The 20,750-nt window shown below is 44.3% G+C and carries 26 protein-coding genes; 7 read left to right on the plus strand and 19 right to left on the minus strand.

All coding sequences use genetic code 11. The annotated features are described in order from the left end of the window. Positions 1 to 22: 22 nt before the first annotated feature. The 6 genes from DW922_RS09770 to DW922_RS09795 all read left to right on the plus strand — a co-directional run bounded on the left by DW922_RS09770 (position 23) and on the right by DW922_RS09795 (position 4,440). Entirely contained in the window at positions 23 to 439 is a 417-nt protein-coding gene (locus tag DW922_RS09770; protein ID WP_004611616.1) for a hypothetical protein, read from the plus strand. 182 nt (positions 440 to 621) lie between these two features. Beyond that, positions 622 to 882 carry a hypothetical protein gene (locus tag DW922_RS09775; RefSeq protein WP_004611617.1) on the plus strand — a complete coding sequence of 87 codons (261 nt, stop codon included), beginning with the start codon at positions 622 to 624 and terminating at the stop codon, positions 880 to 882. A 5-nt stretch (positions 883 to 887) separates the two neighbouring features. Further along, a complete protein-coding gene (locus DW922_RS09780) occupies positions 888 to 1,553 on the plus strand; it encodes an ABC transporter ATP-binding protein (protein WP_118523223.1) in 666 nt (221 codons plus the stop codon). A 14-nt stretch (positions 1,554 to 1,567) separates the two neighbouring features. Then, positions 1,568 to 3,598, plus strand: coding sequence for an ABC transporter permease (locus DW922_RS09785; RefSeq protein ID WP_118523224.1), 2,031 nt, complete (start codon positions 1,568 to 1,570; stop codon positions 3,596 to 3,598). A 237-nt stretch (positions 3,599 to 3,835) separates the two neighbouring features. Next, complete coding sequence (locus tag DW922_RS09790) at positions 3,836 to 4,030, plus strand: hypothetical protein (protein WP_243022888.1); 195 nt, start codon at positions 3,836 to 3,838, stop codon at positions 4,028 to 4,030. Beyond that, positions 4,015 to 4,440, plus strand: a complete 426-nt coding sequence (locus DW922_RS09795) for a response regulator transcription factor (RefSeq protein ID WP_118479244.1) — start codon at positions 4,015 to 4,017, stop codon at positions 4,438 to 4,440. Before DW922_RS09790 ends, DW922_RS09795 begins: the two co-directional genes overlap by 16 nt. A 53-nt stretch (positions 4,441 to 4,493) precedes the next feature. Here the strand turns inward: DW922_RS09795 and DW922_RS09800 are convergent, their stop codons facing one another. The 3 genes from DW922_RS09800 to DW922_RS09810 form a co-directional block, all read right to left on the minus strand. Next, positions 4,494 to 4,676 (minus strand): helix-turn-helix domain-containing protein, encoded by a 183-nt coding sequence (locus DW922_RS09800; protein WP_118479242.1) that lies wholly within the window; start codon positions 4,674 to 4,676, stop codon positions 4,494 to 4,496. Beyond that, a complete protein-coding gene (locus DW922_RS09805) occupies positions 4,673 to 5,200 on the minus strand; it encodes a sigma-70 family RNA polymerase sigma factor (RefSeq protein WP_243032163.1) in 528 nt (175 codons plus the stop codon). The genes DW922_RS09800 and DW922_RS09805 overlap by 4 nt, the downstream gene beginning before the upstream one ends. 658 nt (positions 5,201 to 5,858) lie before the next feature. Next, positions 5,859 to 6,413 (minus strand): SLOG family protein, encoded by a 555-nt coding sequence (locus DW922_RS09810; protein ID WP_118024189.1) that lies wholly within the window; start codon positions 6,411 to 6,413, stop codon positions 5,859 to 5,861. A gap of 126 nt (positions 6,414 to 6,539) precedes the next feature. On the opposite strand from DW922_RS09810, the gene DW922_RS09815 reads away from it, so the two are divergent. Continuing rightward, positions 6,540 to 6,869 carry a helix-turn-helix transcriptional regulator gene (locus DW922_RS09815; RefSeq protein ID WP_118479240.1) on the plus strand — a complete coding sequence of 110 codons (330 nt, stop codon included), beginning with the start codon at positions 6,540 to 6,542 and terminating at the stop codon, positions 6,867 to 6,869. Between the two features lie 30 nt (positions 6,870 to 6,899). On the opposite strand, the gene DW922_RS09820 is transcribed toward DW922_RS09815, so the two are convergent. From DW922_RS09820 to DW922_RS09885, 16 genes are all read right to left on the minus strand, one after another. Continuing rightward, the gene (locus DW922_RS09820; RefSeq protein ID WP_243008680.1) at positions 6,900 to 7,352 is read right to left on the minus strand and encodes a hypothetical protein; all 453 of its coding nucleotides are present in this window, start codon (positions 7,350 to 7,352) and stop codon (positions 6,900 to 6,902) included. After that, on the minus strand, positions 7,315 to 8,229 hold the full coding sequence (locus tag DW922_RS09825; protein ID WP_118479238.1) for a ParM/StbA family protein: 915 nt from the start codon (positions 8,227 to 8,229) through the stop codon (positions 7,315 to 7,317). Before DW922_RS09825 ends, DW922_RS09820 begins: the two co-directional genes overlap by 38 nt. 167 nt (positions 8,230 to 8,396) lie before the next feature. Further along, positions 8,397 to 8,831 (minus strand): winged helix-turn-helix domain-containing protein, encoded by a 435-nt coding sequence (locus tag DW922_RS09830; protein ID WP_118479236.1) that lies wholly within the window; start codon positions 8,829 to 8,831, stop codon positions 8,397 to 8,399. 55 nt (positions 8,832 to 8,886) lie between these two features. Further along, on the minus strand, positions 8,887 to 9,051 hold the full coding sequence (locus tag DW922_RS09835) for a DUF6440 family protein (protein ID WP_117497604.1): 165 nt from the start codon (positions 9,049 to 9,051) through the stop codon (positions 8,887 to 8,889). Positions 9,052 to 9,201: 150 nt separating this feature from the next. Further along, positions 9,202 to 9,762, minus strand: a complete 561-nt coding sequence (locus tag DW922_RS18045) for a hypothetical protein (RefSeq protein WP_243032165.1) — start codon at positions 9,760 to 9,762, stop codon at positions 9,202 to 9,204. After that, positions 9,759 to 11,165 carry an ABC transporter permease gene (locus DW922_RS09840; RefSeq protein ID WP_243024406.1) on the minus strand — a complete coding sequence of 469 codons (1,407 nt, stop codon included), beginning with the start codon at positions 11,163 to 11,165 and terminating at the stop codon, positions 9,759 to 9,761. Before DW922_RS09840 ends, DW922_RS18045 begins: the two co-directional genes overlap by 4 nt. 12 nt (positions 11,166 to 11,177) lie before the next feature. Beyond that, a complete protein-coding gene (locus DW922_RS09845) occupies positions 11,178 to 13,415 on the minus strand; it encodes an FtsX-like permease family protein (protein WP_118479234.1) in 2,238 nt (745 codons plus the stop codon). Beyond that, entirely contained in the window at positions 13,405 to 14,172 is a 768-nt protein-coding gene (locus DW922_RS09850) for an ABC transporter ATP-binding protein (RefSeq protein WP_118479232.1), read from the minus strand. The genes DW922_RS09845 and DW922_RS09850 overlap by 11 nt, the downstream gene beginning before the upstream one ends. Positions 14,173 to 14,273: 101 nt before the next feature. After that, complete coding sequence (locus DW922_RS09855; protein ID WP_118479230.1) at positions 14,274 to 15,287, minus strand: sensor histidine kinase; 1,014 nt, start codon at positions 15,285 to 15,287, stop codon at positions 14,274 to 14,276. Further along, positions 15,284 to 15,952: a response regulator transcription factor gene (locus tag DW922_RS09860; RefSeq protein ID WP_118479228.1), complete on the minus strand. Its 669-nt coding sequence runs from the start codon at positions 15,950 to 15,952 to the stop codon at positions 15,284 to 15,286. The genes DW922_RS09855 and DW922_RS09860 overlap by 4 nt, the downstream gene beginning before the upstream one ends. Positions 15,953 to 16,088: 136 nt before the next feature. Further along, positions 16,089 to 16,505 (minus strand): DUF523 domain-containing protein, encoded by a 417-nt coding sequence (locus tag DW922_RS09865; protein ID WP_077138745.1) that lies wholly within the window; start codon positions 16,503 to 16,505, stop codon positions 16,089 to 16,091. A gap of 121 nt (positions 16,506 to 16,626) precedes the next feature. Continuing rightward, a complete protein-coding gene (locus DW922_RS17650; RefSeq protein ID WP_158575090.1) occupies positions 16,627 to 16,800 on the minus strand; it encodes a hypothetical protein in 174 nt (57 codons plus the stop codon). 27 nt (positions 16,801 to 16,827) lie between these two features. Next, entirely contained in the window at positions 16,828 to 17,247 is a 420-nt protein-coding gene (locus tag DW922_RS09870; protein WP_118479226.1) for a nuclear transport factor 2 family protein, read from the minus strand. Positions 17,248 to 17,259: 12 nt separating this feature from the next. Beyond that, a complete protein-coding gene (locus DW922_RS09875; protein ID WP_002578898.1) occupies positions 17,260 to 17,847 on the minus strand; it encodes a DUF2812 domain-containing protein in 588 nt (195 codons plus the stop codon). Next, positions 17,844 to 18,167, minus strand: a complete 324-nt coding sequence (locus DW922_RS09880; RefSeq protein ID WP_002578897.1) for a PadR family transcriptional regulator — start codon at positions 18,165 to 18,167, stop codon at positions 17,844 to 17,846. The genes DW922_RS09875 and DW922_RS09880 overlap by 4 nt, the downstream gene beginning before the upstream one ends. 132 nt (positions 18,168 to 18,299) lie before the next feature. Continuing rightward, the gene (locus DW922_RS09885) at positions 18,300 to 20,681 is read right to left on the minus strand and encodes an FtsX-like permease family protein (protein ID WP_118479224.1); all 2,382 of its coding nucleotides are present in this window, start codon (positions 20,679 to 20,681) and stop codon (positions 18,300 to 18,302) included. Between the last annotated feature and the right edge of the window lie 69 nt (positions 20,682 to 20,750).

Here is a 20,750-nt window from a genome sequence, read left to right on the forward strand (position 1 = left end):
ACTTATAACAGGAGAAAACACCATGAAAAAAATCAATTTTTGCAAAGCAACAACAATCATCTTAATAATCAATGTTATTTTATCTATTGTTTTATTTTTCGTTGTTCCTGATAAAATAGCAATTCAATGGGTAGGTACATCCCCCAGCAATGCAGTAGATTCTTACTATGTATTTTTGGTGCCGGTATTGTCAGTGCTTTTTGCTTTTACGGGAAAACCTATTTTTACAATGTTCCTGTTTAGATTGTGGAATAGAACTAACGAGCATTTAGTGACATACTTAAATTTGTGTCTGCAAGTTGTATTTCTTACTTGTGAAATCTATATCGGATTATATAACCTATGTAATTTTAATGTTGCCATTAGTATAATTCTCATTGTGGAACTTATGATAGATGTGGTGATTGGATTGAAATTATTTCACAATCAATCTATCTAAAAGATTGTGTAGTATGATTCGGCGGACGACCATTTCCGGCTGTCCGCCGTGAATTTTTTTGAAATGTCCGAGCGTTGTAACATTTCACCCCGATTTTCAATGAAATTTTTTGGCCGCTGTAACATTTCGCGGACATTTGGGTTTTACAATACCCTTATCAACAAAAGTGAGGAGGCGACGCAATGGAACTGACCCCGACATTGATTTTGAATCTGGCGCTGCTGATCGTCCCGCCCGTTGCCCTTGTGCTGGTGTTCCGGCAATGGCTGGCCCGGCACATCCGCTGGACGGTTGCCTTGACTGCTCTCTGTGATGTTCTTCTATTTTGGGATGAACTGTTCTACTATGAGAGCTTCGGCCTGTTCGCTGTGCTGATTCTGGTGCAGTTGGCGGCCACCGGCGCAGCAGCGTTCCGCATTTACAACAAACAAAAAAAGGATTGAATTTTATGAGCATTTTACAGACTATCGACCTGAAAAAGTATTACGGCACAGAGCCGAACATCACCCGCGCCCTTGACGGTGTGAACTTCTCCGTGGAGGACGGCGAATTTGTGGCCGTTGTGGGAACCTCCGGCAGCGGCAAGTCTACCCTGCTTCACATGATGGGCGGGCTGGACACCCCTACTTCCGGCAATGTGATTGTCCGGGACAAAGAGCTGTCGAAAATGAACGACGAACAGCTTACCATCTTCCGCCGCCGCAACATCGGCTTTATCTTCCAGAACTATAACCTTGTTCCCATCCTGAATGTGTATGAGAACATCGTCCTGCCGGTGGAGCTAGACGGGGACACGGTGGATCAGAAGTTTTTGGACGAGATCGTTCACCTGCTGGGGCTGAAAGATAAACTGAAAAATATGCCGAACAATCTTTCCGGCGGACAGCAGCAGCGTGTGGCGATTGCCCGCGCCTTGATTACCAAACCGGCTATTGTGCTGGCCGACGAGCCGACCGGCAACCTTGACAGCAAGACCAGTGCCGAGGTGCTGGGGCTTATCAAGCGTACCAGTGCGGAGTTCCGGCAAACTGTTGTGATGATTACCCACAATGACGACATAGCCCGCCTTGCAGATCGGATTGTCCGCATTGAGGACGGCAAGATTGTGGAATAAGGAGGTGGTAGGCTATGACATGGCCTTTTGAGAATGATACCAGTGCTATCACGAAAAAAATTGCTAAAAACGATATAGATAAAAACCGAGTTAAAAAGGTTTTCTCGCTTACTACGATAGTCTTTGCAACAGCACTACTCATGATGTTGATTATGTTTGAAAGCGGATATGAAACTACAAAAGATAGAATGGCAGAAGGGCAGCCACAAGTTGTTTTTTATGATCTTTCCCAGCAGCAAATTGAGTTGTTGTATTCAGAGGAAAATATCGAATCCATCAAAGTAACTGAAACAGAAAACGGGTATGATGCTTCAATTACCATTGTTGATGCCACAAAAATGACGCAATATGGTTTTTCTTCTGCGGTCGATAATATATCTTCAAAATATGACATTCATCATGTAACAAGAAACGACTTATTCATAGATAGTTTGCCTAACGGAGGACTATTAAATCAGAAAAACATGGTTCTTATGGGGGTGGCAATCTTCATTATAATTGTGAGTGCTTTAGTAATTTACAATGTTTTCTATTTATCTGTTGTAAATCAGGTGCGGCAATTTGGGCAGCTTCGTACTGTCGGAATGACACAGCAGCAAACAAAGAAAATCATGCGCTACGAAAGAAAATTTTTATGTAGAATTGGGGTTCCGATTGGTCTACTAATTGGTGGCCTTGCTGGATATTTGTTGCAACCTGATGGTTGGGATTGGATCGCTGCGGTAGTCTGGGGGATAATCATTAGTCTTATCATCAATTTCGTTGTAAAAGTATCGTTAAATAGACCTACAAAAATAGCCCTCAGCATTTCCCCGATCCTTTCCAGCAAATATATGATGGAACGCTTTGATTGTAAGGTTACTAACAAAGAAAAACGAAAATTATCTTCTTTGGGGCTGGCAATCATAAGCATAACATCACACTGGAAAAGCATTTTAGTTTCTGTGCTTTCTTTGGGCCTAAGCGGGCTTTTATTCGTCTTAGCTGCGACATACACCGCTTCCATTGATCCAGAGTCTATTGTAAAGAAAGATGTCTACCAGTATGGACAATTTGCGATTGAAACTACTGGTAAATACAGCGAGAAAGTTTCAGAAATTGAAAACTTCAAACAAAAGATAATGGAGCTTCCAAACATTAGCAATATAAAGCAAGTTGTTGAAACAGATATTAGTTGGGCAGGGAAAAATAGCACAGGCAAAGATCAACTTTCTATTATTACCGATAATGATTTTGCCTCTATTCAGCAATTCAGAGAATCAGGCGATTTGGATTATCAACAGCTTGTTCAATCTAACCAGATCGTTGCTGTAAATGGTGTAGAAGGTATTTCTAAAGGCGATACAGTAGAATTTACATTTGGGGATGGCACCCAAAAAACTTATACAGTGGGAGGCATATTAGATGGTGATCTGTATTCAAATACAGCAATTTATGGCGGCTGGTTTTTAATGCCCACTGAATTGATAGCAGAAAATTCGGTTTCTTTTAATGTTTCTATTAGGTTGATTGTAAAGGCAAATGATACCGGATTGGAACACACCACAATATCTTTAGAGAAATTAGTGGATATGTCAGATGGATTAACACTGACGACTATGCAAGAAGCGATTGCTTCAAAAGAAGCTACTATAAGGCAGGTAGGAATATCTATCATAGGCGTAACACTATTCTTGCTGCTTTTTAGTATCATTACTTTCGCAAGTACAATCATTACAAATATAGCAACAAAAAAGCGGGAATACGCTATGTTTCAATCCATCGGTATGACTAGGAAACAAACAGAAAAAATGGCACTATGCGAAAGTTGTGTATTGGCGATAGGGAGCTTGATACTTACTCTGATATTGGGAATTATTTTAGGGCAGATATTGATAAAAGGCTTGATAAGTGCAGGGATTTTCTATTTGTCATATACATTTCCATTAACATTGTTTACTGTATATTGCATTGTGGTAGTTCTGATTATTTTGACGATTACTATTTCCGCTTTTTACAGTTTACAAAAAACTCCGTTGGTTGAGAGATTACGGATTGTAGACTAATGAAGTAGACCCGACTAATATAAAAATGTCCGAGCATTGTAACATTTCACCCCGATTTTCAATGGAATTTTTTGGCCACTGTAACATTTCGCGGAGATTTGGGTTTTACAATGACCTTATCAACAAAAGAGCACGCATAACGGAGGCGACGCAATGGAACTGACCCCGACATTGATTTTGAATCTGGTGCTGCTGATCGTCCCACCCGTTGTCCTTGTGCTGGTGTTCCGGCAATGACTGGCCCGGCACATCCGCTGGACGGTTGCCTTGACTGCTCTCTGTGATGTTCTCCTATTTTGGGATGAACTGTTCTACTATGAGAGTTTCGGTCTGTTTGCTGTGCTGCTTCTGGTACTGTTGGCGGCCACTGGCGCAGCAGTTTTCCGCATTTACCCCAAGCAAAGGAGGCGAACAATATGGGCAGAATTTTAATATTATCCGTCACTGACCACGAAGAACATATACTCAATAAAATTATGGAAACTATCGCAAACGAGCCGGAGCTTAACCATATTGCGCCTCCTCTCCCTTGCAACATTCTTTCTTTTACAAATCTGGAAATCCGGCTGAAGGAGCAGACAGTGTCCTGCAGCGGTCAACTTGTTACTCTGACTCACCATGAGTTTGCTGTCCTTACATATCTGGCTCGTCATCCTGGCTGGGTATTCTCAGCCAGCCAGATTTATGAGGCCGTATGGGATAGAGACGGTGAACGCTGCGGCACTGCCGTTGCCAGTATCATCAGTCAGATCCGGCGCAAGTTGACGCCGGATACACCAAAGGGTGGCTATATCCGCACTATACTGGGCAGTGGATATAAATTTAGCAGTTCTCCCTTTTAAGTCAGTAAGAAAGGCTCCGAGGCCGTAATGATCTCGGAGCCTTTCTCATTGACTTAAATCTTAAACAATTTGATCGCCTTCAACAAAATAATGCTCAATTCCTGGTACAGATCCTCATCCAGCACGCCGTCAATAATAGCATACTTGAGCAGCAATGGTCGATACATCTGTAAGATCGCCGTAATGGCATCCTCGTTTCCGTCCTTGGCACTGAGGAGCAGACACTCAAAATTCATCTCTTGTCACCTCCTTCAATGCTCTTTCTGATTTTCTGGATCGTCCTGTAGTAAAGTGCAGCCACCCCTTTGTAGGACAGCCCAAACTTTGCTCCCAGAGTCTCGAAATCTTCTTCCTCCAGCGTTCGAGCCAGAAATATCTGGCGTTCCCGTTCATTGAGTTTCTGCAACGCCTCCAGAAGCGCTCCATTCTCAATGACATCCATAAGCGGTAATCTGTCCAAGACCACTTCCTCTGAGCTGGGTTCAGACTCATAGACCACTTCCACAGTACTCTCTATACTGCTGCGCTTATAAAACTGGATCAAATAATCTTTTCTGCGGCGCTTGACCGCCGAAACTAAATATGCTGTAAACCTGAATTGCAGGTCATCTTCTGCCTGCCCATTGTTCCGTTGCCACATGGCTTTACCTCCAAAAGTCTCAAGAATTCCGATGGATTTCCTGAGCTTCTGGCGGTGACCTGCACCGGACAAAACCTGGCTGTGATAGAGAAAAACAGCCAGCTTTGTACCAATGGACAAAACCAGCTGTTCCTTGAATTGCTGCATCGAGCAGTTCAATAGATACCGTCCGAGCAGGCGGAGGTTTTTCCTTATGTGGAGAGAACTCCCTTGTCCTGCCTCGACGATGCACCCCTATTGAGAGCCGTTCATGAAAAGCCGTGTGTCCTGGAGTTATGAAAGCAATGAACTGCTCGATGTCGTGGAATCCTTTCTCCATAACATCGTTACTCCCTGTCCGCAGTTATGCGGACGGCACACAGGCGGCCTGCATCATCCCCTTTCTTTCGCGATATGGCAGCGCAACGCTGCCGCCCTGCTAATAATTATTAAATTGTGAAATAATACTTTTTTCAAATGCTATTCCAGCTATTCTATTAAATTAAAACAAAAGGCGGCCTCCATCCTTATTGCCAGGATAAAGACCGCCCTCTTCTTCCGATTTTCATTGGGTACTGTACTGATCTCATACCCCCACCTCCACTTATCGAGTTTTCATTGGTTTTGGGATCACTGCCATAATCATAGTGTAACTGACAGTTTTCGGAAACTCTTGGAGTAGCATTGGAATCGCTTTCGAGCAAAAAGAAAATCATTCGACATTATATGACAAAACAAGCTCTAAAACGGACACACTACTTTGCAATCTTTCTTAGTGTTCCGCTTTAGAGCTCTTCCTTTATTTTTTCCATAAAGTTGTATCTTCCATCGCTACCTGTGCCGTATCTGGATGGATATAAATGATTTGGAGTCCTTTCTTCTTGGCGTAGTTGACCGCCTGCTGGGTTCCAGACCGCATATTGTGTGCATTATCATAGACAGCTATCATATATCCGGCCTGCTCCACCATATAGTAATTGCGTTTCTTATAGCTTTCACTTGATGGCGTTTCACACAGTATTAAGACCTTTTCAGCATATCTGCGAATAAAATCCATCCTCTTTCGGTGCCAGTCATCCCAGTCTGAATCGTAACCCTCAAAAGGGAGCGCCAAGCACAATTCCACATCTTGATATGTTTGCTGTTCTTTCATGCGCAGCAGTATCTCCGCTGCCCACATATCAGCGCCCATTGCTCCTCCAACCCAAAAGCATCGTACTCCCTGGTTATAAAGTCGTATGAGTTGCTCCTGCAGACACTTTTTAATCCGTTGGCAGCGTTTATCCTTTTCATTATATTTGAACTTAAATCTGGTCGGCCTGTGGCCTGTAATCACACACGAAAAACTGTTCATATGGTTCTCCTTTCCCGTCATACTCCTCTGCATATTATACTTGCCATAGACGAGATAAATCAACCATGACCGCTTAATAATCCATGTCATAGCGGATAAAATGTAACTATAGCATGGAGGTGACGCATGGAAAATCTATTGAAAGATATGGGTAAACGGATCTTCGACCGGAGGAAACAACTGAATATGACCCAAGAAACTCTGGCAGAGCTGGCTCATGTCACACCACAGACCATCTCCACCGCAGAACTGGGGCAAAAGGCTATGCGGCCTGAGACAATCCTCAAAGTCTGTGATGCACTTCACATCAGCACCGAGTATTTGTTGCGAGGCGTCATCACAGAAGCAGATTCTTCTCTTCTTATGAAGAAGATTTCCACACTAACGCCCAAACAATACAGGCATTTTGAAGATATTTTAGACAGTTTTATCGCGGCCATACAGGAAGAGGCATAGGAGCATCACTGGCTCCCATGCCTCTTTTGATTATCCCCTGCTGCGGAACGCAGATAAAGTACTGGCAATCAGGCTGCGTGTCCTATCGTCCATTTCCGGATCATCGTCCACTTCCTGTGCAGTCGAAAGCATCACAGGCGCTGCAGGCTTCTCCACCAATCTGGCTGTGGGAATCTGCTCTTTTGCTTTTTCCTGTCCCATACCTTCCTGCCGCAAAATCTCTTTGACAATAGCCACCACCGCTTCTTTGCTGATGATTGAAGCATTTAGCGGCTGTGGCTCTTGCCCAAAGTGCTCATTATAGTAGACCACTGCATTTGCCACATATTGCGCTTTTGTGCGGGGACTCTGCAATTCCAGTAATCCAATGGCCGTCTCGTGTATGGGATCGCCCTCATTAAAGCGCAGCGTAAACCGTCCTCGTTCTTTTTTCTCGCCCATACCATCACCTGCCTGCTGTTTCAATCCGGTACAGATACTCATAGCCATCCGCATTTGCATTGATTTTCGATACGAAGAATGGTGCTCCCACCTTGCCCGAAGTTTCGATCTGCCGCTTCAAAAGAATGGCACCGCCGCCTACAAATACTACCTTGCAATATTGCAAGTCCAACATTCGCTCCCGCAACGTGCTGAACAGGTCATTGATAAATTCCTGCGCCATCTGTTCTGTCAGCCGTATGGCTGCATCCGGATATTGAGTCTTTTTTCCCATCAGTATGGCATCCACATCTCCTTCATCCAACAACAGATCCAGCTCCGAATTCACCTTTGAACGCACCTTATTGTACAACAGGATCACGCCATTTTCTAACGAATCACAGGAGGTAAGATCAATCTCTCCGTTTTTCATCAGCAGATAGTCAGCAGTAAACCCACCAATATCCAAAATTACCGCCTTTGGCTCTTCAACAAGCGTGTGAAGCATGGTGGCCGCCGCTGCATATGCCTGTGGAAAGCAGGCCACATCTTCAATATAGATGGAATACGGCTTGCCCTGCACCTCAAATTCTACCATTCCCCGCTGCCCAAAGTATTGTATAAACCGCTCCACCTGGGCGCCAAAGTGTGCCGGCGGCAACCCTACTGCCAGTTGGATACGCTGAACCTCCGAGGAATATGCTCCCCTCGCTTCAATCTCACCAGCCAGAGCAAATAGGGTCAGGATAAAGAAGCGATCGTCCTCCGTTTTATCTTTCCGATAAGGAATCCGCTCAGTAGACAGCGTATAGTAGGTATTCTGATACCTCAGCACATTCTGTCCAAAGGGACGGGTGACACTCTGCTTAAGACCGGACACAAAGGGGTTGCAATGAACCGTTTTAATTTGTTTGTTGCCATGATCAACGCCAATAAGCATATGTAATGCCTCCTTTTTGCTTTATACATATCCTTTACGCCTATATGACGCCTATTCTCAACAATCACACACTATTTTTATGAAAACAAAAAGCAGGAGACCCATCATAAAGGTTTCCCGCTTTTGGCTGCTTCATAATGTGCGCAGCTAATATATATTTGATTGTTCTATTCTGCCATACCTTGCGGAACTTCAAATTTGTATCCGCTCCCCAAAACAGTACGGATATAACCCGCTTTCGGCATATCCGGTGTCAGTTTTCTGCGGATCTGACCAATGACGCTGGCAACGGCTGTTCCGCAGTTTTCACCATCCTCACCCCACACTTCTTCATAAATCTGCCCGGCAGAAAATACCCAGGACGGGTGGTTTGCCAAGTATACCAATGTCGCAAATTCCCGATGGGTCATAGAAATTAACTCGCCGTTTCGGTGTACCGTTCTCTCCTTCAGGCGAAGCTCCAATCCCGGAAAAACAAGAGTATTACAAGGGTGAAATGACACAATATGGTCAAATCCTGGCTCGGCTGCAATAATCTCCATAATTCTGCTAAGTATGTATTCTTCATGGTCTGTTACCGACAATACAAAGATTTTTCCCATATGTCCCTCCCTTATTCATAATTAGAATGCTGATACCCTGCAGCCAATATAAAGTTTACTTGTTTATTTCAGTAATAACGACTGTTCCGTTTTTATCCAGCAAAGGGGTAATCCCCGTATCATGGACAAGGTAGTTTACACCTGTTTCGGTGTCTACAACAATACTCAAGGAAGTTCCCTGTGTATAGATTGTTTCAAAGCGCTTTTCTTTGTTTGCCATAGTAATCCACTCCTTTGCATAGTGTAAGGTATCAGCATTTCTAATTTATTACTCTATGATAAAGGCCAAATGTTGCAGAAATCTCCTAACCGCTTTCTTTTTCGGCAAGAAAACAGGCGGAATTGCTTCATTTTTGTAACAATTCAATTTTTATCTCATTTCAGGCCGAAGAATAACCCGTTTGAATAAGAACATTGTTGCACCAAAATAGGTCAGGTAGATTGCACAGAATAGCAGGATCGTCACCAAACCATAAAGAGGCACAAGTCCCTGCTGCAAGATTGCCTCTCCGAAAAAGAACTGTGCCCCTACTATCAGCAAAACCGTCAGCAAAAGAGGGAATAGCAGTGGGATCAAAAAGACTGTGGACAGTTCCCTGCGTATCAGGGAGGCTTGACTGTGCCCCGGTACACCCAAACGGTCAATGACTGCATAATTCTTCTGGTTTTTGTCTATGGCAGAAAGCTGCTCGAATGCAAGAACCGAGCAGGATAGAATGATGAAAATAATGCTTAAATACAATCCGCAGAACGAAATAGCTGTAAATCCCGTCAGCGAATTGGCAACGCCCCACGCCTTTACTGTAACACCCATCGTTACTTTTTCCGGGAGCTGTTGACCGGACTGCAATTCCAGCTGCCATTTCCCACTGTTCAGGAATTGCTTCAAGTCGCTTTTCAATTCCGGGTATCCGCCATCTTCCAGTTTCATTGCCAGACGGATTTTTCTCCGACTAATTGTGAAGCTGCTTCATCCGGCAGAACAAGTACATATCCCTTCGTTCCGGCCATTTGATACTGCTCCATCGGCTCCGTCAGGATTGGTGTCTCTGCAATAGTCAAGGTTCGACCATTTAATGTGATCTCCGGCTGCTGCTTCAAGCCCTGCCGGATTCCGTCCATATAGTTCCATGTATCACAATGAACCAAAAACTCGTTGTCGCTCATGGAAACAGGAGAAAGCCCCAAAATCTCACGCAGGTGGTTATAGTCGGACAAGGACAAGGCTTCGATCGGTTTTTCAGGAACCGCATACAGATAATAGCTCACAGAATCCTCGACTCCACAATGCTCCTCTGTAAAGGAAACGATGGAATCCATGCTGGATTTTTCCAAAGGTGCATCAATCGCCACGCCTGCATCATAGGGATAATAGGCTTTCATGTTGGCTTTGTAGCCTGCTCCCATTGTAAGCCCCACAAACATGGTTGTCAGGGATATGGTTAAAAGAATCGCCACCACAGCCATTGTCCGGCCAGCAGAATGGATGCGCCGCCCAATCTGCCCCAGGAAGAACAGATTTTCTTCTTTGTACTTATGGCGCAGATTTTGTTTTGCAAATCGGTGCAGCAAAAGCGGAATCTGGCGATGCAGCTCGTAAACACCCACCAGAATGAGCAGGCAGGCTCCGCCAAGGTACAAAAATGCTTCATTGGTTTGTGTCTGAAGCATCCGCCCAAGCAAAATCACGCCTGCAACCATTGCGGCTATTGAAAGCAATACTACCAAAAGACTATGGCGGAATGATTTGAAACGGTATTCTTCATTCTTGCGGTTATCATACAGCAAATCGATTACTTTCTGATGCCGGATAATCTTTGCTGCTCGGAGCATCCCAAAACCATACATCAAGGCAAAAAACAAAAATGTTACTGCCCAGGCCCGGAGAGAAAAGGAAACCTGATAGGTATGCGGCACCTCAAAGATATTTTTTACTACCTGATTCAGCAAACCGGAAAGTCCTGTACCAACCAAAGAACCAAGCAGAAAGGCCCCTGTACCGATGATACTGTTTTCAGCAAGGAACAAATTCCGTACTGTCTTTGCTTCCATGCCAATCAGTTCGTAGGTTGCAAACTCCTTTTTCCGTCGTCCCAGCATAAAGCGGATCGCATAACCGATTACAAACGAGGACATAAAAGCAACCAGAGCTGACATAAGCAAAATTCCAGTAGTCAGCATCGACATATTTTCTGCCATAGCAAGAACATCTGATGAAAAGCCCAATGCCAAAAATGAGTACATCAATGCCGCAGTCAAGGTAAGCGTCACCAAGTAAATGATATAATCCCGCAGGCTTCTGCGGATATTTTGAATTGCTAACTTCCAGTACATATCTTCCTCCCATCACCTTACGCTATCGGAGTTGCTGCGAATCGAACGCTGGAACAGCAGCCATGTACTGAGAAAATAGCAACTCAGCAGCAAAGCGAAAATCCCGACAATGATACCTATTTGCCGCATCAAGGCTCCGTAGCCAATATAAGCTGAGATTTCAGCAGAAACATTTTGAAGAAAATAGCCAATCACAATAATTGCTACAACGATTGCCGCTGTGATCGGCATCCCAAACCAAACACCAAGCTGTTTTAGAACCAAAGTATGCAGGTCCTTCTCTTCCACTCCCATTTTTCGCAGAACCGAAAATCTGTAGTTGTTTTTTTCTGCATCTAGGAGCTGCTGAAGAGCCAGCACGGTAAGACACATCACCATCAGCACAATTGCACCATAGATCAAGGACGCTTTTAGGATAAAGTTAAGGGCGATTATACGGTTCACTTCCGTAGTATGGACAGTTGTACTGTATCCTGCCAGATTGTCTTTATCAGGATCTTCTGGATAAGAACGCCCAAGAAGCTGTTCCAGCATTTCTGCCGTTTTGAAGGGAAGCGGATATTGGGTCATCACAAATCGGTTGCTCTGTACCGGAAGCAAGACTTGCGCTATCTCGTCAGGTATGATATACACCACATCTGTATAAAGATTATAGATGGATTCCCCCACAGGCTCCTGAAACACGGCGTTCTCACTGAGTTTCAGGGTGCCTGCGTCAGTTTCCAGTAAGGTATGCTCAGCGATGTAGTTTTCAATATCCTTGTCCTCTGCCGCACGATGCCAGTGGGTAGCAAATTCATCCGTTTGTAAGATAATAGGTTCATATCCCAACATTTTCCGAACAGCGTTATAATCCTTCAGTGCAATTGCCAAGGGAGGAAAATCGTACTTTACCCGCTGGTGAAAGTCGCTTTTTTGGGGAAGATATTCCGAAAAAGTCAAATCGTCCTTTATCGCTATGTTGTTTTGTTCTATGAACGCAGTAATTTCCCCATAGTCTGTATCCGGAAGATTTTCCACTTCATAAACATCGTTGTAGCGGCTTGAAATTTGAATATCATAGACTGCCCGACTATCCAAATAGCCCAGACTCCATCCTGTCAAAACTGGCGCAATGACAAACAAGCAGATAGAAAAAGTCAGGGTCACACAAATTATCGTCATCGTTTTCGTATTGGTAGCCAGCTTAGAGGAAAGCTGTCCAAACAGAAATAAACTCGTATTGTGATATTTGCAGGACACTTTAGACTCCTTCCAGTATAGGAGCGCCGCATTCGATAAATAAATGACTGCGGAAATGATAAACAAAATATCCGCAACCCCAAACAGCAAATATTGATTCAGAGTTGGGGCGTCAAATCCAAGGAAGTAGGCTTTTTCCAGTTCTGCGATGGAAAAAATCGGGATAGCGGTCAATACAGCACCAGCCAGAAGCCCGCAAAGATATCGGGAAAATCCTATTTTTCTGTGTAAAACAGCACCTGCGATTGCCCAAAGCAGCGTCAGTGCAGGGAATAGGACATTCCCCCAATACATGAGCTTTACAGGAAGCGGATGTCTGGGATCGAAGTAAAAATGATATTTTACAGCACCTACCTCCAGCATCCACAGCAGCATAATGCCATAGAAAATACAGATCATCGGCATCCATCTGCTTTTATGAAGCGGTTTTTCATTCTGACGGTTTGCCGTCATAAGCTCAATAATCCTGCTTTTGTTGAGAATTCTGACATTCCCGACTCCAACCAGAATCTGGCAAATAACAAAGAAGCCCACGGTCAGTAGCACGGTATCTGGAAAAAAAGACCAAGAAAAAGCGTAGGGTTCCCCAAAAGAAGCAAGCAGCATAGCCGTAATGACCTGAGAAACGATCATCCCCAGAAGGATTCCCACCGATACAGAGAATATGAGCAGGAAAAAAGTCTCTCCAAAAAAGAGCAGTCCTATGGTTTTTTGCTCCATTCCCAGGGTTGCCTCAACTGCAAACTCCGATTGTTTTTTTCTCAGCATGAAACGATTGACATAGTGGATCAGGAACAACAAAAGCAGACTAATCCCGCAAATTGCCAGTTTCATACCTCCAGCCAGCAGGGAAATATTATATTCCGCACCAATGGTCGGATGATAATGGGTGCTGCTGATAGACAAAAACGCATAGAACAGGGTGACACAGAGTGTCATGGTCACAATATAAATCAAACAGTCCTTCACAGACCGCTTTGCATTTTTGAAAATGAGTTTAGCGTACATCGCTCATGCCCCCTCCCATCATGGTGAGGACATCCAGGATTTTTTCAAAGAAAGTCCTGCGGGAATCACCACCCTTACGGATTTCCGTGAAGATCGCGCCATCCCTCAAAAAGAGAATGCGATTGGCGTAGCTTGCCGAGAAAGCGTCGTGTGTCACCATCAGGATCGTGGCTCCGAGATCTTCGTTGATACTCTGAATCGTAGAAAGCAGCATCTGGGACGAATGACTATCTAACGCGCCGGTGGGTTCGTCCGCCAAAATCAGCTTAGGCTGGTTGATAATGGCTCTGGCACAGGCGCACCGCTGCTTCTGGCCGCCGGACACCTGATATGGGTACTTATCCAGAATATCCATGATATTCAGCTTTCCGGCCATTTCCCGCACCCGTCCATCGATCTCGCCTGCTGGAACCTTGTTGATGGTCAGCGCCAGGGCTATGTTTTCCGAAATGGTCAGCGTGTCCAGCAGGTTAAAATCCTGGAACACAAATCCAAGATTTTCCCGGCGAAACCGGGCAATCTGTTTTTCATTGATTTCCGTCACATCGGTCCCATCCAGATAGATATGTCCCGCACTGACGGTATCAATGGTGGAAATACAGTTGAGCAGGGTGGTCTTGCCGGAACCGGATGCTCCCATGATTCCTACAAATTCCCCCTCCTGAACGGAAAAGCTGATGTCCTGAATTGCTTTTGTAACATTCCCACTATTGCCATAATATTTTTGGATATGATCCAGTTTCAAAATTTCTTTCATTGTTATCACCTCTGATCTCTATTGTAAAATAAGAGCGGCTTCGTTTGTATCAAGTTTTCTTACAAAGTTCTAACAAAAATGTAAGAAGTGCAGAACGGTTCTCAGCTCTGCACTTCATGAATCAAACAGTTAATATGAAAAGAAAGGGAAATTGCTGTGCCATGTTCCGACGACTCCGCCGTAATGCCAATGCCCAGCTTTTCACAAAGCCGTTTGCATAGGTACAGGCCAATGCCTGTGGACTGCTGGACCATACGACCATTCTGACCGGTAAATCCCTTTTCAAAGATACGGGGCAGATCGGACGCAGCAATCCCGATTCCATTGTCCTCCACGACAAGAACAACCTGATCCTGCCGTTTATGAGTAGAAATGCGGAGAACCGGCTGTTCCGTACGATACTTGACCGCATTGGCAATCAGTTGGTTCAGAATAAAGCGCACCCACTTTTCATCTGAATAAACCGTGTCCTGCATTTCCTCCACTTCCAGACGCATACCACTTTGGAGCAGCAGATATTTATTATCTGCAATCGCCTGATGCACCACTTGGGACAGTGCCATTTCCCGGACAGAATAATCTTTCTCTGTATGCTCACTGCGGGCATAATAAAGAGCCTGTTCGGTAAAGCGATTTGTCTTTTCCAGTTCCAGCAGAAGTTCTTTTGTCCAGTCCATCCGATGGTTTTCACATAGAAGTTTCATGGCAGTAATGGGCGTTTTGATTTCGTGAATCCATTGTTCAATGTATTCCTTGTACTCCAGGCGTTCCCGCTCGACCTCCCCGATCTGCTCCAACATGGATTTTCCAGCCATTTTCAAAAGCTGATAGTAAACCTGATCCTCGGCCTGTTCCGGCAGTTCCATCACTTCGGAAATGAGGTATCTCTCGGAGAGCTGCTCCGCCATATCCAGAAGTTTTTGCATCTGCCGCTTTCGTTTCCAGTAAGTGAGGACAAGTCCCGTCAGCAAAATCAATGCCCATACGATCAGGATCAATACTACTGCGGAAACCGAATTGCCGCACACCAGCAGAAATACAGTGAGCGCAGCCATACAAACAAGGTTCGTCAGCAGAAACGGCAGCCTGTTTTTCCAATATCGTCTGCTGTTCATATCGTGTACCCCTGTCGGTGCTTTGTCTTGATAAAATCCGTCAGGCCGATGCCCGCAAGTTTTTCCCGGATGCGGTTGATATTGACGCTCAAAGCATTGTCATCCACATATAACTGATTGTCCCACAAATACTCAATCATATCTCCACGAGAACAGATTTTTCCTCCGTTCTTGAAAAGGTAATAGAGAATCTTCAATTCGTTTTTGGTAAGTTCTACGCTCTGTCCATTATAGTCCAAACTACTGGATTCCAGATGCAGCACCGCATCTCCATAGACGATCTGCTCCCGTTGCTGTGCGGGATAGGCTTTCTTCAGCAGGGAAGCGATTTTTGCAAGCAGGATCGCTGTGTTATAGGGCTTCGTGATAAAAGCGTCCCCACCCAGCATGATGCTATTTAGTTCGTCCATATCCGTGTTGCAGCTTGTCACAAAAATAATCGGCACCTCGGAAAATGTGCGAACCTCGGTGCAGAGAGAAAAGCCACTGGTTCCCGGTAGCTTGATGTCCAGTAAAATCAAGTGTGGCTGTTCGGCTTTGATCCGATCAATCACATCAGAAAAATCTTCCGGAGCCGCCGCTTCATAGCCATTGCTTTGCAGCAGCGTTTTCAATTCATTCCGTATCAACGGATCATCTTCTATTATCAATATTTTTTCTTTCATATCAGCCTCCGTGAAAAAAATAATATTCTATGATATAGTCGCTCATGCTCCCATTGACATTTGCATCAGGCGAATATAAAAATGCAGCCTTAATGCGTTAGGAACCTTATCCCTCAACAAATGAAAAATGGTAAACTTATATTTCTTCAACATCAATGACATGATATCCTTTTTGTTTTAATGCCTTTGCAAACAAACCCATTCCAGAAACTAACTTTCCAGTGAAGCTACCATCATATATCTGATTAACACCACAGGTAGGGCTTCTGGATTGTAATATAACTAAATCAATCTCTTCATTCTGAATTTTCGATAATGCAACTGCCACTGCCTTATTATATTCTAAACTAACATCATTTCCGTTTTCATCAACTACTCTCCCATTCACAATTTCTGCGCAGGGTCTGGGAGTTTCCATTCCTGCTAATACTTCCGGGCAGATAGAAATCACTTCTTTATCTTTTAAAAAATGGATAGCTGCTGAATTTTTGTTGTTTTTCCCATTATATTTACAGTTCTCTCCCATAATACAGGCACTAACCAATACTTTCATATTTGTCACCTCAAAGCCCAATGGCTTGCTCGAACAGTCCACAATAAAGTCCTTTAACGAATAGTCGAGATTACCAGTCTGTCAACGCACCATAGACGACAGTTCAAAAGCAAACTATGTGTTAAAGCAAACTACCCTTTAACCCTTTTTTGAAAACCAGTACAGCTCTTTCGGTTCCCCAAAAAGACATCGTAACAAGTCGATAGCTTTCCTTTTCCATTTCTTCTATTTTTGCATTGATTTTCTCTGTTACATTTTCCACGGTAATTCCTTCTACTAATTCTGTCCGATACATTATATTTTACCTCCATAAGCACTCAATTCAAAACCAATTCGCTTTTTCTGCTTTGAATTGAGGGGTATCGCCTTCCTGGTATGGATTATAGGTATTGCGATTACACCCAAATTCTTTTAATGCCTTTATTTTATTATCCTCTGTCCATTCAACCAGCGATATTCCATCAAATTCCTCTATACTTCCATTGTTCATTTCATTTTTGAAATACCACTCCACAATCGTTTGATCTTCCTTATGAAAAAATTGCTTGATTTCCCAAATAACCACCTTGCCACGGGTATTCCATTCCTGAAACCAATGCTTTACTGTTTTTCGGTTGTTATACTGGGGACTCCAGCTTTCTGTATAGATCACATCTTCTGTAAAAATATCATCAATCCCCATATCCTGCTGATTGAGCCACATATCAAACCATAATCGGATTGTTTTTTCTCGTTCATTCATGATATAAACACCTCACCATTCTTTTGTCTTACCTTCGCGTTTGTTCTGCATAACCTGGGTTTGATATACGAGAACAGGAATCAGAGAAACCAGGGCAAGCACACCAAAAACTACCGAACATTTTGCAACCGCAAATATTGCGAACATGAGCAATATCAGCAACCACGGATTACGCAGATTTCTGTAATAGTTTTCCTTGTCCTCATAAGAAGTATGAAGTTCAAACGGCTTACCGTCATTATCTTTTTCTACGATCAACAGTTCCCGATTAAAGGTGGTGGCATTTGTTGCTATGCGTCCGCCTTTTTCAGCCCATGGCCGTAGGCGTACTTTACCAACAGAGTAGTTCAGGTTGATGTTTTTATAAAATACTTTGTAACCCATCCCCTCTAAAAACTCATGATAATCGGATGCGTTGGCCTTCGATTTTTGCCCGATAAACTCCACGCAGTATTTTACCTGATCCGGTTTACACTCCTCAAATTCATACAACATTTTTTCCGCCCGAATCAGACGATAGCCCTTTTCAGACATTTTATTCAGCCAATGTTCCTGGGCAGTCAACAAACCGCCAAAGAAACGATAATACTTTTTGCTCATACCGCACCTCCAATAATTCCATTAGCCACGCCTACAAGTTCATTGAGCCTTATCAGCTCCTTTTCTGCAATTTCTTTTCCTTGCGTTGTAATGAGATATTCTTTTTTCCGTCCCGCACTATCTCCAAAAGGTGCAATCCAGCCTTTTTCCTGCAACGAGTTCAACGCACCATATAAAGTACCTGCCCCCAGCGTGAGCCGCCCTTTTGTATTGTCTTCAATAAATTGCATAACAGCATATCCATGTTTCGGGGTATAAAGGGAGAGCAAAATAAAGAATGTCACCTCTGTGAGCGCACCGCCTTTCGCATTGTCTCGCATAACACCTGCCTCCTTATTACGGTTACTGTAATAAATATATCACTAACCGTAATAGAAGTCAATAACGATCCAAAATATAACAGCAAACTTAAAAAGCGGGGCAGCACACGCCGCCCCGCCGATCCTATATGCTTATTCCATCGCTCGCATTTCTTCCACAAGCGATTGATTTTTCTGCCTGCGCATTGTCCAGAAGGACAGAATCACCTCCAGGCCAAACAGTACCAGAACGAACAGCCCCATTTGCAGGAAGGGGAAGGAATATGGCATTGCTACATGGAAAGTCATTTCGCTGAATTTTCGGGCAAATATCACTGCAATCGGGAGGCCGACTGCCAGGGTTGCCAACGCAGCAGAAAACGCATAGCAAATTCCCTCATAGATGGTCATTTGACAGAGCTGTTTTCTGGTCAGACCGATGGCACGAAAGACGCTGTTTTCCCTCTTTCTGGACATCTGATTGGAGAGGGTGGTGTTGATGAGATTAACCACGCCAAAGAGAAATACCAGCCAGGACAGCGCCTGAAACCCTCCAAAAACGACCCGGTTTTCCATTTCCTCATAATCCTTATGTATCCCAATGGTATCCAAGTCAAGATCCGGATTGGAAGAAATGATCGCACTCAGACTGTTTTCAATCTGCTCCGCCTTTTGGGGATCGCTGACAATGCTCCAGGAATAATCAAAACAATCAATCATAGGCATTGCTTCCTGAAACAGCTCTTCGGTTGCAACCATGCAGGTGCTGTCCAATGCCAGAGGACCATGACCATTTTTAAGCCCATCGTTTATGAACAGACCGGAAACAGTGACAGGAATCTCTTGATCCCCTATGGTAAGTTTTATAACTGACCCCACATCTACACCGATCATATCTTCTGCATATTCCATATCGAGTGCAATACTATGGGAATCTTGAGGTAAAGTTCCGGACACAAGCGCCGCTTCCATCTGATCCCTGTTTCGGTCACTCAACAGATCACACATTCCACCGGAAGAACTCTCCTCATTTTCAAACCGCACATGAACCGCCTGACGATTCTCTATCACATCTGTTACGCCGTCTACGGCCAGCACTTCCTGCCGAAGCGCTTCATTCAAAGGATTTCCTTTTGACATTACCTCATATTCTGTTTTTTCAGAATGGATATAGATTTTATAATCCCCATCCGGGAAATACTGTCTTGCGATCCGCTCCGGCGAACGAACCAAAAGAATAGAAGCTGTCACCAAAAGGATCACCCCGCCCAGACTCAGGGAAGCCACGATACTGATCGTCTTTTTGCGGTCACGCCTGAAATTTGCAATTCCCATGGAGAGGGGATTTAACCGCATATTCTTCTTATGTGTGTGGGTCTTTCCGCTCTGATTGCCGGTAAAGCGGACTGCTTCAATCGGGGAGATACCGGCGGCAATCTTTACCGGTCTGCGGATCGCAATGGATACCATAAACCAGCCAAGCAGTGCAGTCAAAACAATCGCAGCAACATAAAATGGCAGATGAAACCCACGGGGAAACAGCGCAAACCCGGCTGCACATCCCAGCAAAATACCGATACCAATGCCAGCCCATCCTAAGAAACGGCCTTCTTTTTTGACAATACGGCGGATCTGTTTTGGCGTTGTTCCGATAGTCCGCAGTTGTCCATAACTTTGGATTTTGTCATTGATAGAAATTCGGAAGATACTTTGTATCACAACATACCCTCCGATGATGACCAGAACTGCAATTCCGGCAACCAGCGCCAGCATACTGACATTCACAGGCTGCTTATAGAACTTCATATAGCTGAGGTTCATGATCGGCATTTCCAGCTGATATTCCTTGGCAATCTCCCGGCTGCGGGCAGTCAGCTCTGTTTCATCCATTTGCTGCTCATTCTTAAAATGCACATAGGCACGATAATCAGCGGGGTCATAGCCGCTCCATCCTTTCAGGGCTTCTTTGGAAAGAAGGATGGAAGATCCATTTACCTCTTTTTCCTTATAGCCTTCCATAATGCCAGTCACCGTGTATTCTCCGTGAAAGCTCTCGCTGCTTAGCATAACCTTTTCGCCAATCCCGGCGTCTGCACCATAGTTGGAAAGGAAATAACGGCTCACCACCACCTCATCCTCCTTTTGGGGCAGTCGGCCTTCCAGCAGCTTCATCTGGTCACGGGCAATATACATCGTTTCCTCATCACAATAAATATAGGAGGCATTGTATCCCTGCTCCGTAGGTTCCACAGCCAGCATGTAATACTCTCCTACCCTTGAGAAGTCATCCAGCCCCTTCAGGGTGGACACATCTTCTTCGGTAATTCTGGTATAGACCGCCTCATAGGTATCCTCCACATGATTTTTCTCTATCTGCCGGGTAGACAAAGCCATCACAATCGAAAAACAGATCAGACAGGATGCCAGCGCAACGGCGATCACCACCATCAAATTCCGGCGTTTTTCGCTTTTCAAACTCTTTCTTGCCAGTTTCCTGACAATATTTCCTGTATCATTTTCAAATGGTACTGTCATTTTGATCATCTCCTTTAAGTCTTATATTTCTGCTGTCAGCAAAGCGGCGGCTTCACATCGGAAGCCGCC

The organism is Clostridium sp. AM42-4 (assembly GCF_003480105.1).
GTDB lineage: Bacteria > Bacillota > Clostridia > Lachnospirales > Lachnospiraceae > Brotaphodocola.

What these genes read in the sequence shown, in the direction of transcription:
- DW922_RS09770 (WP_004611616.1), top strand. Translation starts at nt 23, where the DNA reads ATGAAAAAAATCAATTTTTGCAAAGCAACAACAATCATCTTAATAATC.
- DW922_RS09775 (WP_004611617.1), top strand. Translation starts at nt 622, where the DNA reads ATGGAACTGACCCCGACATTGATTTTGAATCTGGCGCTGCTGATCGTC.
- DW922_RS09780 (WP_118523223.1), top strand. Translation starts at nt 888, where the DNA reads ATGAGCATTTTACAGACTATCGACCTGAAAAAGTATTACGGCACAGAG.
- DW922_RS09785 (WP_118523224.1), top strand. Translation starts at nt 1,568, where the DNA reads ATGACATGGCCTTTTGAGAATGATACCAGTGCTATCACGAAAAAAATT.
- DW922_RS09795 (WP_118479244.1), top strand. Translation starts at nt 4,015, where the DNA reads ATGGGCAGAATTTTAATATTATCCGTCACTGACCACGAAGAACATATA.
- DW922_RS09800 (WP_118479242.1), bottom strand. Translation starts at nt 4,676, where the DNA reads ATGAATTTTGAGTGTCTGCTCCTCAGTGCCAAGGACGGAAACGAGGAT.
- DW922_RS09810 (WP_118024189.1), bottom strand. Translation starts at nt 6,413, where the DNA reads ATGAACAGTTTTTCGTGTGTGATTACAGGCCACAGGCCGACCAGATTT.
- DW922_RS09815 (WP_118479240.1), top strand. Translation starts at nt 6,540, where the DNA reads ATGGAAAATCTATTGAAAGATATGGGTAAACGGATCTTCGACCGGAGG.
- DW922_RS09820 (WP_243008680.1), bottom strand. Translation starts at nt 7,352, where the DNA reads ATGAGTATCTGTACCGGATTGAAACAGCAGGCAGGTGATGGTATGGGC.
- DW922_RS09825 (WP_118479238.1), bottom strand. Translation starts at nt 8,229, where the DNA reads ATGCTTATTGGCGTTGATCATGGCAACAAACAAATTAAAACGGTTCAT.
- DW922_RS09830 (WP_118479236.1), bottom strand. Translation starts at nt 8,831, where the DNA reads ATGGGAAAAATCTTTGTATTGTCGGTAACAGACCATGAAGAATACATA.
- DW922_RS09835 (WP_117497604.1), bottom strand. Translation starts at nt 9,051, where the DNA reads ATGGCAAACAAAGAAAAGCGCTTTGAAACAATCTATACACAGGGAACT.
- DW922_RS18045 (WP_243032165.1), bottom strand. Translation starts at nt 9,762, where the DNA reads ATGAAACTGGAAGATGGCGGATACCCGGAATTGAAAAGCGACTTGAAG.
- DW922_RS09840 (WP_243024406.1), bottom strand. Translation starts at nt 11,165, where the DNA reads ATGTACTGGAAGTTAGCAATTCAAAATATCCGCAGAAGCCTGCGGGAT.
- DW922_RS09845 (WP_118479234.1), bottom strand. Translation starts at nt 13,415, where the DNA reads ATGTACGCTAAACTCATTTTCAAAAATGCAAAGCGGTCTGTGAAGGAC.
- DW922_RS09850 (WP_118479232.1), bottom strand. Translation starts at nt 14,172, where the DNA reads ATGAAAGAAATTTTGAAACTGGATCATATCCAAAAATATTATGGCAAT.
- DW922_RS09855 (WP_118479230.1), bottom strand. Translation starts at nt 15,287, where the DNA reads ATGAACAGCAGACGATATTGGAAAAACAGGCTGCCGTTTCTGCTGACG.
- DW922_RS09860 (WP_118479228.1), bottom strand. Translation starts at nt 15,952, where the DNA reads ATGAAAGAAAAAATATTGATAATAGAAGATGATCCGTTGATACGGAAT.
- DW922_RS09865 (WP_077138745.1), bottom strand. Translation starts at nt 16,505, where the DNA reads ATGAAAGTATTGGTTAGTGCCTGTATTATGGGAGAGAACTGTAAATAT.
- DW922_RS17650 (WP_158575090.1), bottom strand. Translation starts at nt 16,800, where the DNA reads ATGTATCGGACAGAATTAGTAGAAGGAATTACCGTGGAAAATGTAACA.
- DW922_RS09870 (WP_118479226.1), bottom strand. Translation starts at nt 17,247, where the DNA reads ATGAATGAACGAGAAAAAACAATCCGATTATGGTTTGATATGTGGCTC.
- DW922_RS09875 (WP_002578898.1), bottom strand. Translation starts at nt 17,847, where the DNA reads ATGAGCAAAAAGTATTATCGTTTCTTTGGCGGTTTGTTGACTGCCCAG.
- DW922_RS09880 (WP_002578897.1), bottom strand. Translation starts at nt 18,167, where the DNA reads ATGCGAGACAATGCGAAAGGCGGTGCGCTCACAGAGGTGACATTCTTT.
- DW922_RS09885 (WP_118479224.1), bottom strand. Translation starts at nt 20,681, where the DNA reads ATGACAGTACCATTTGAAAATGATACAGGAAATATTGTCAGGAAACTG.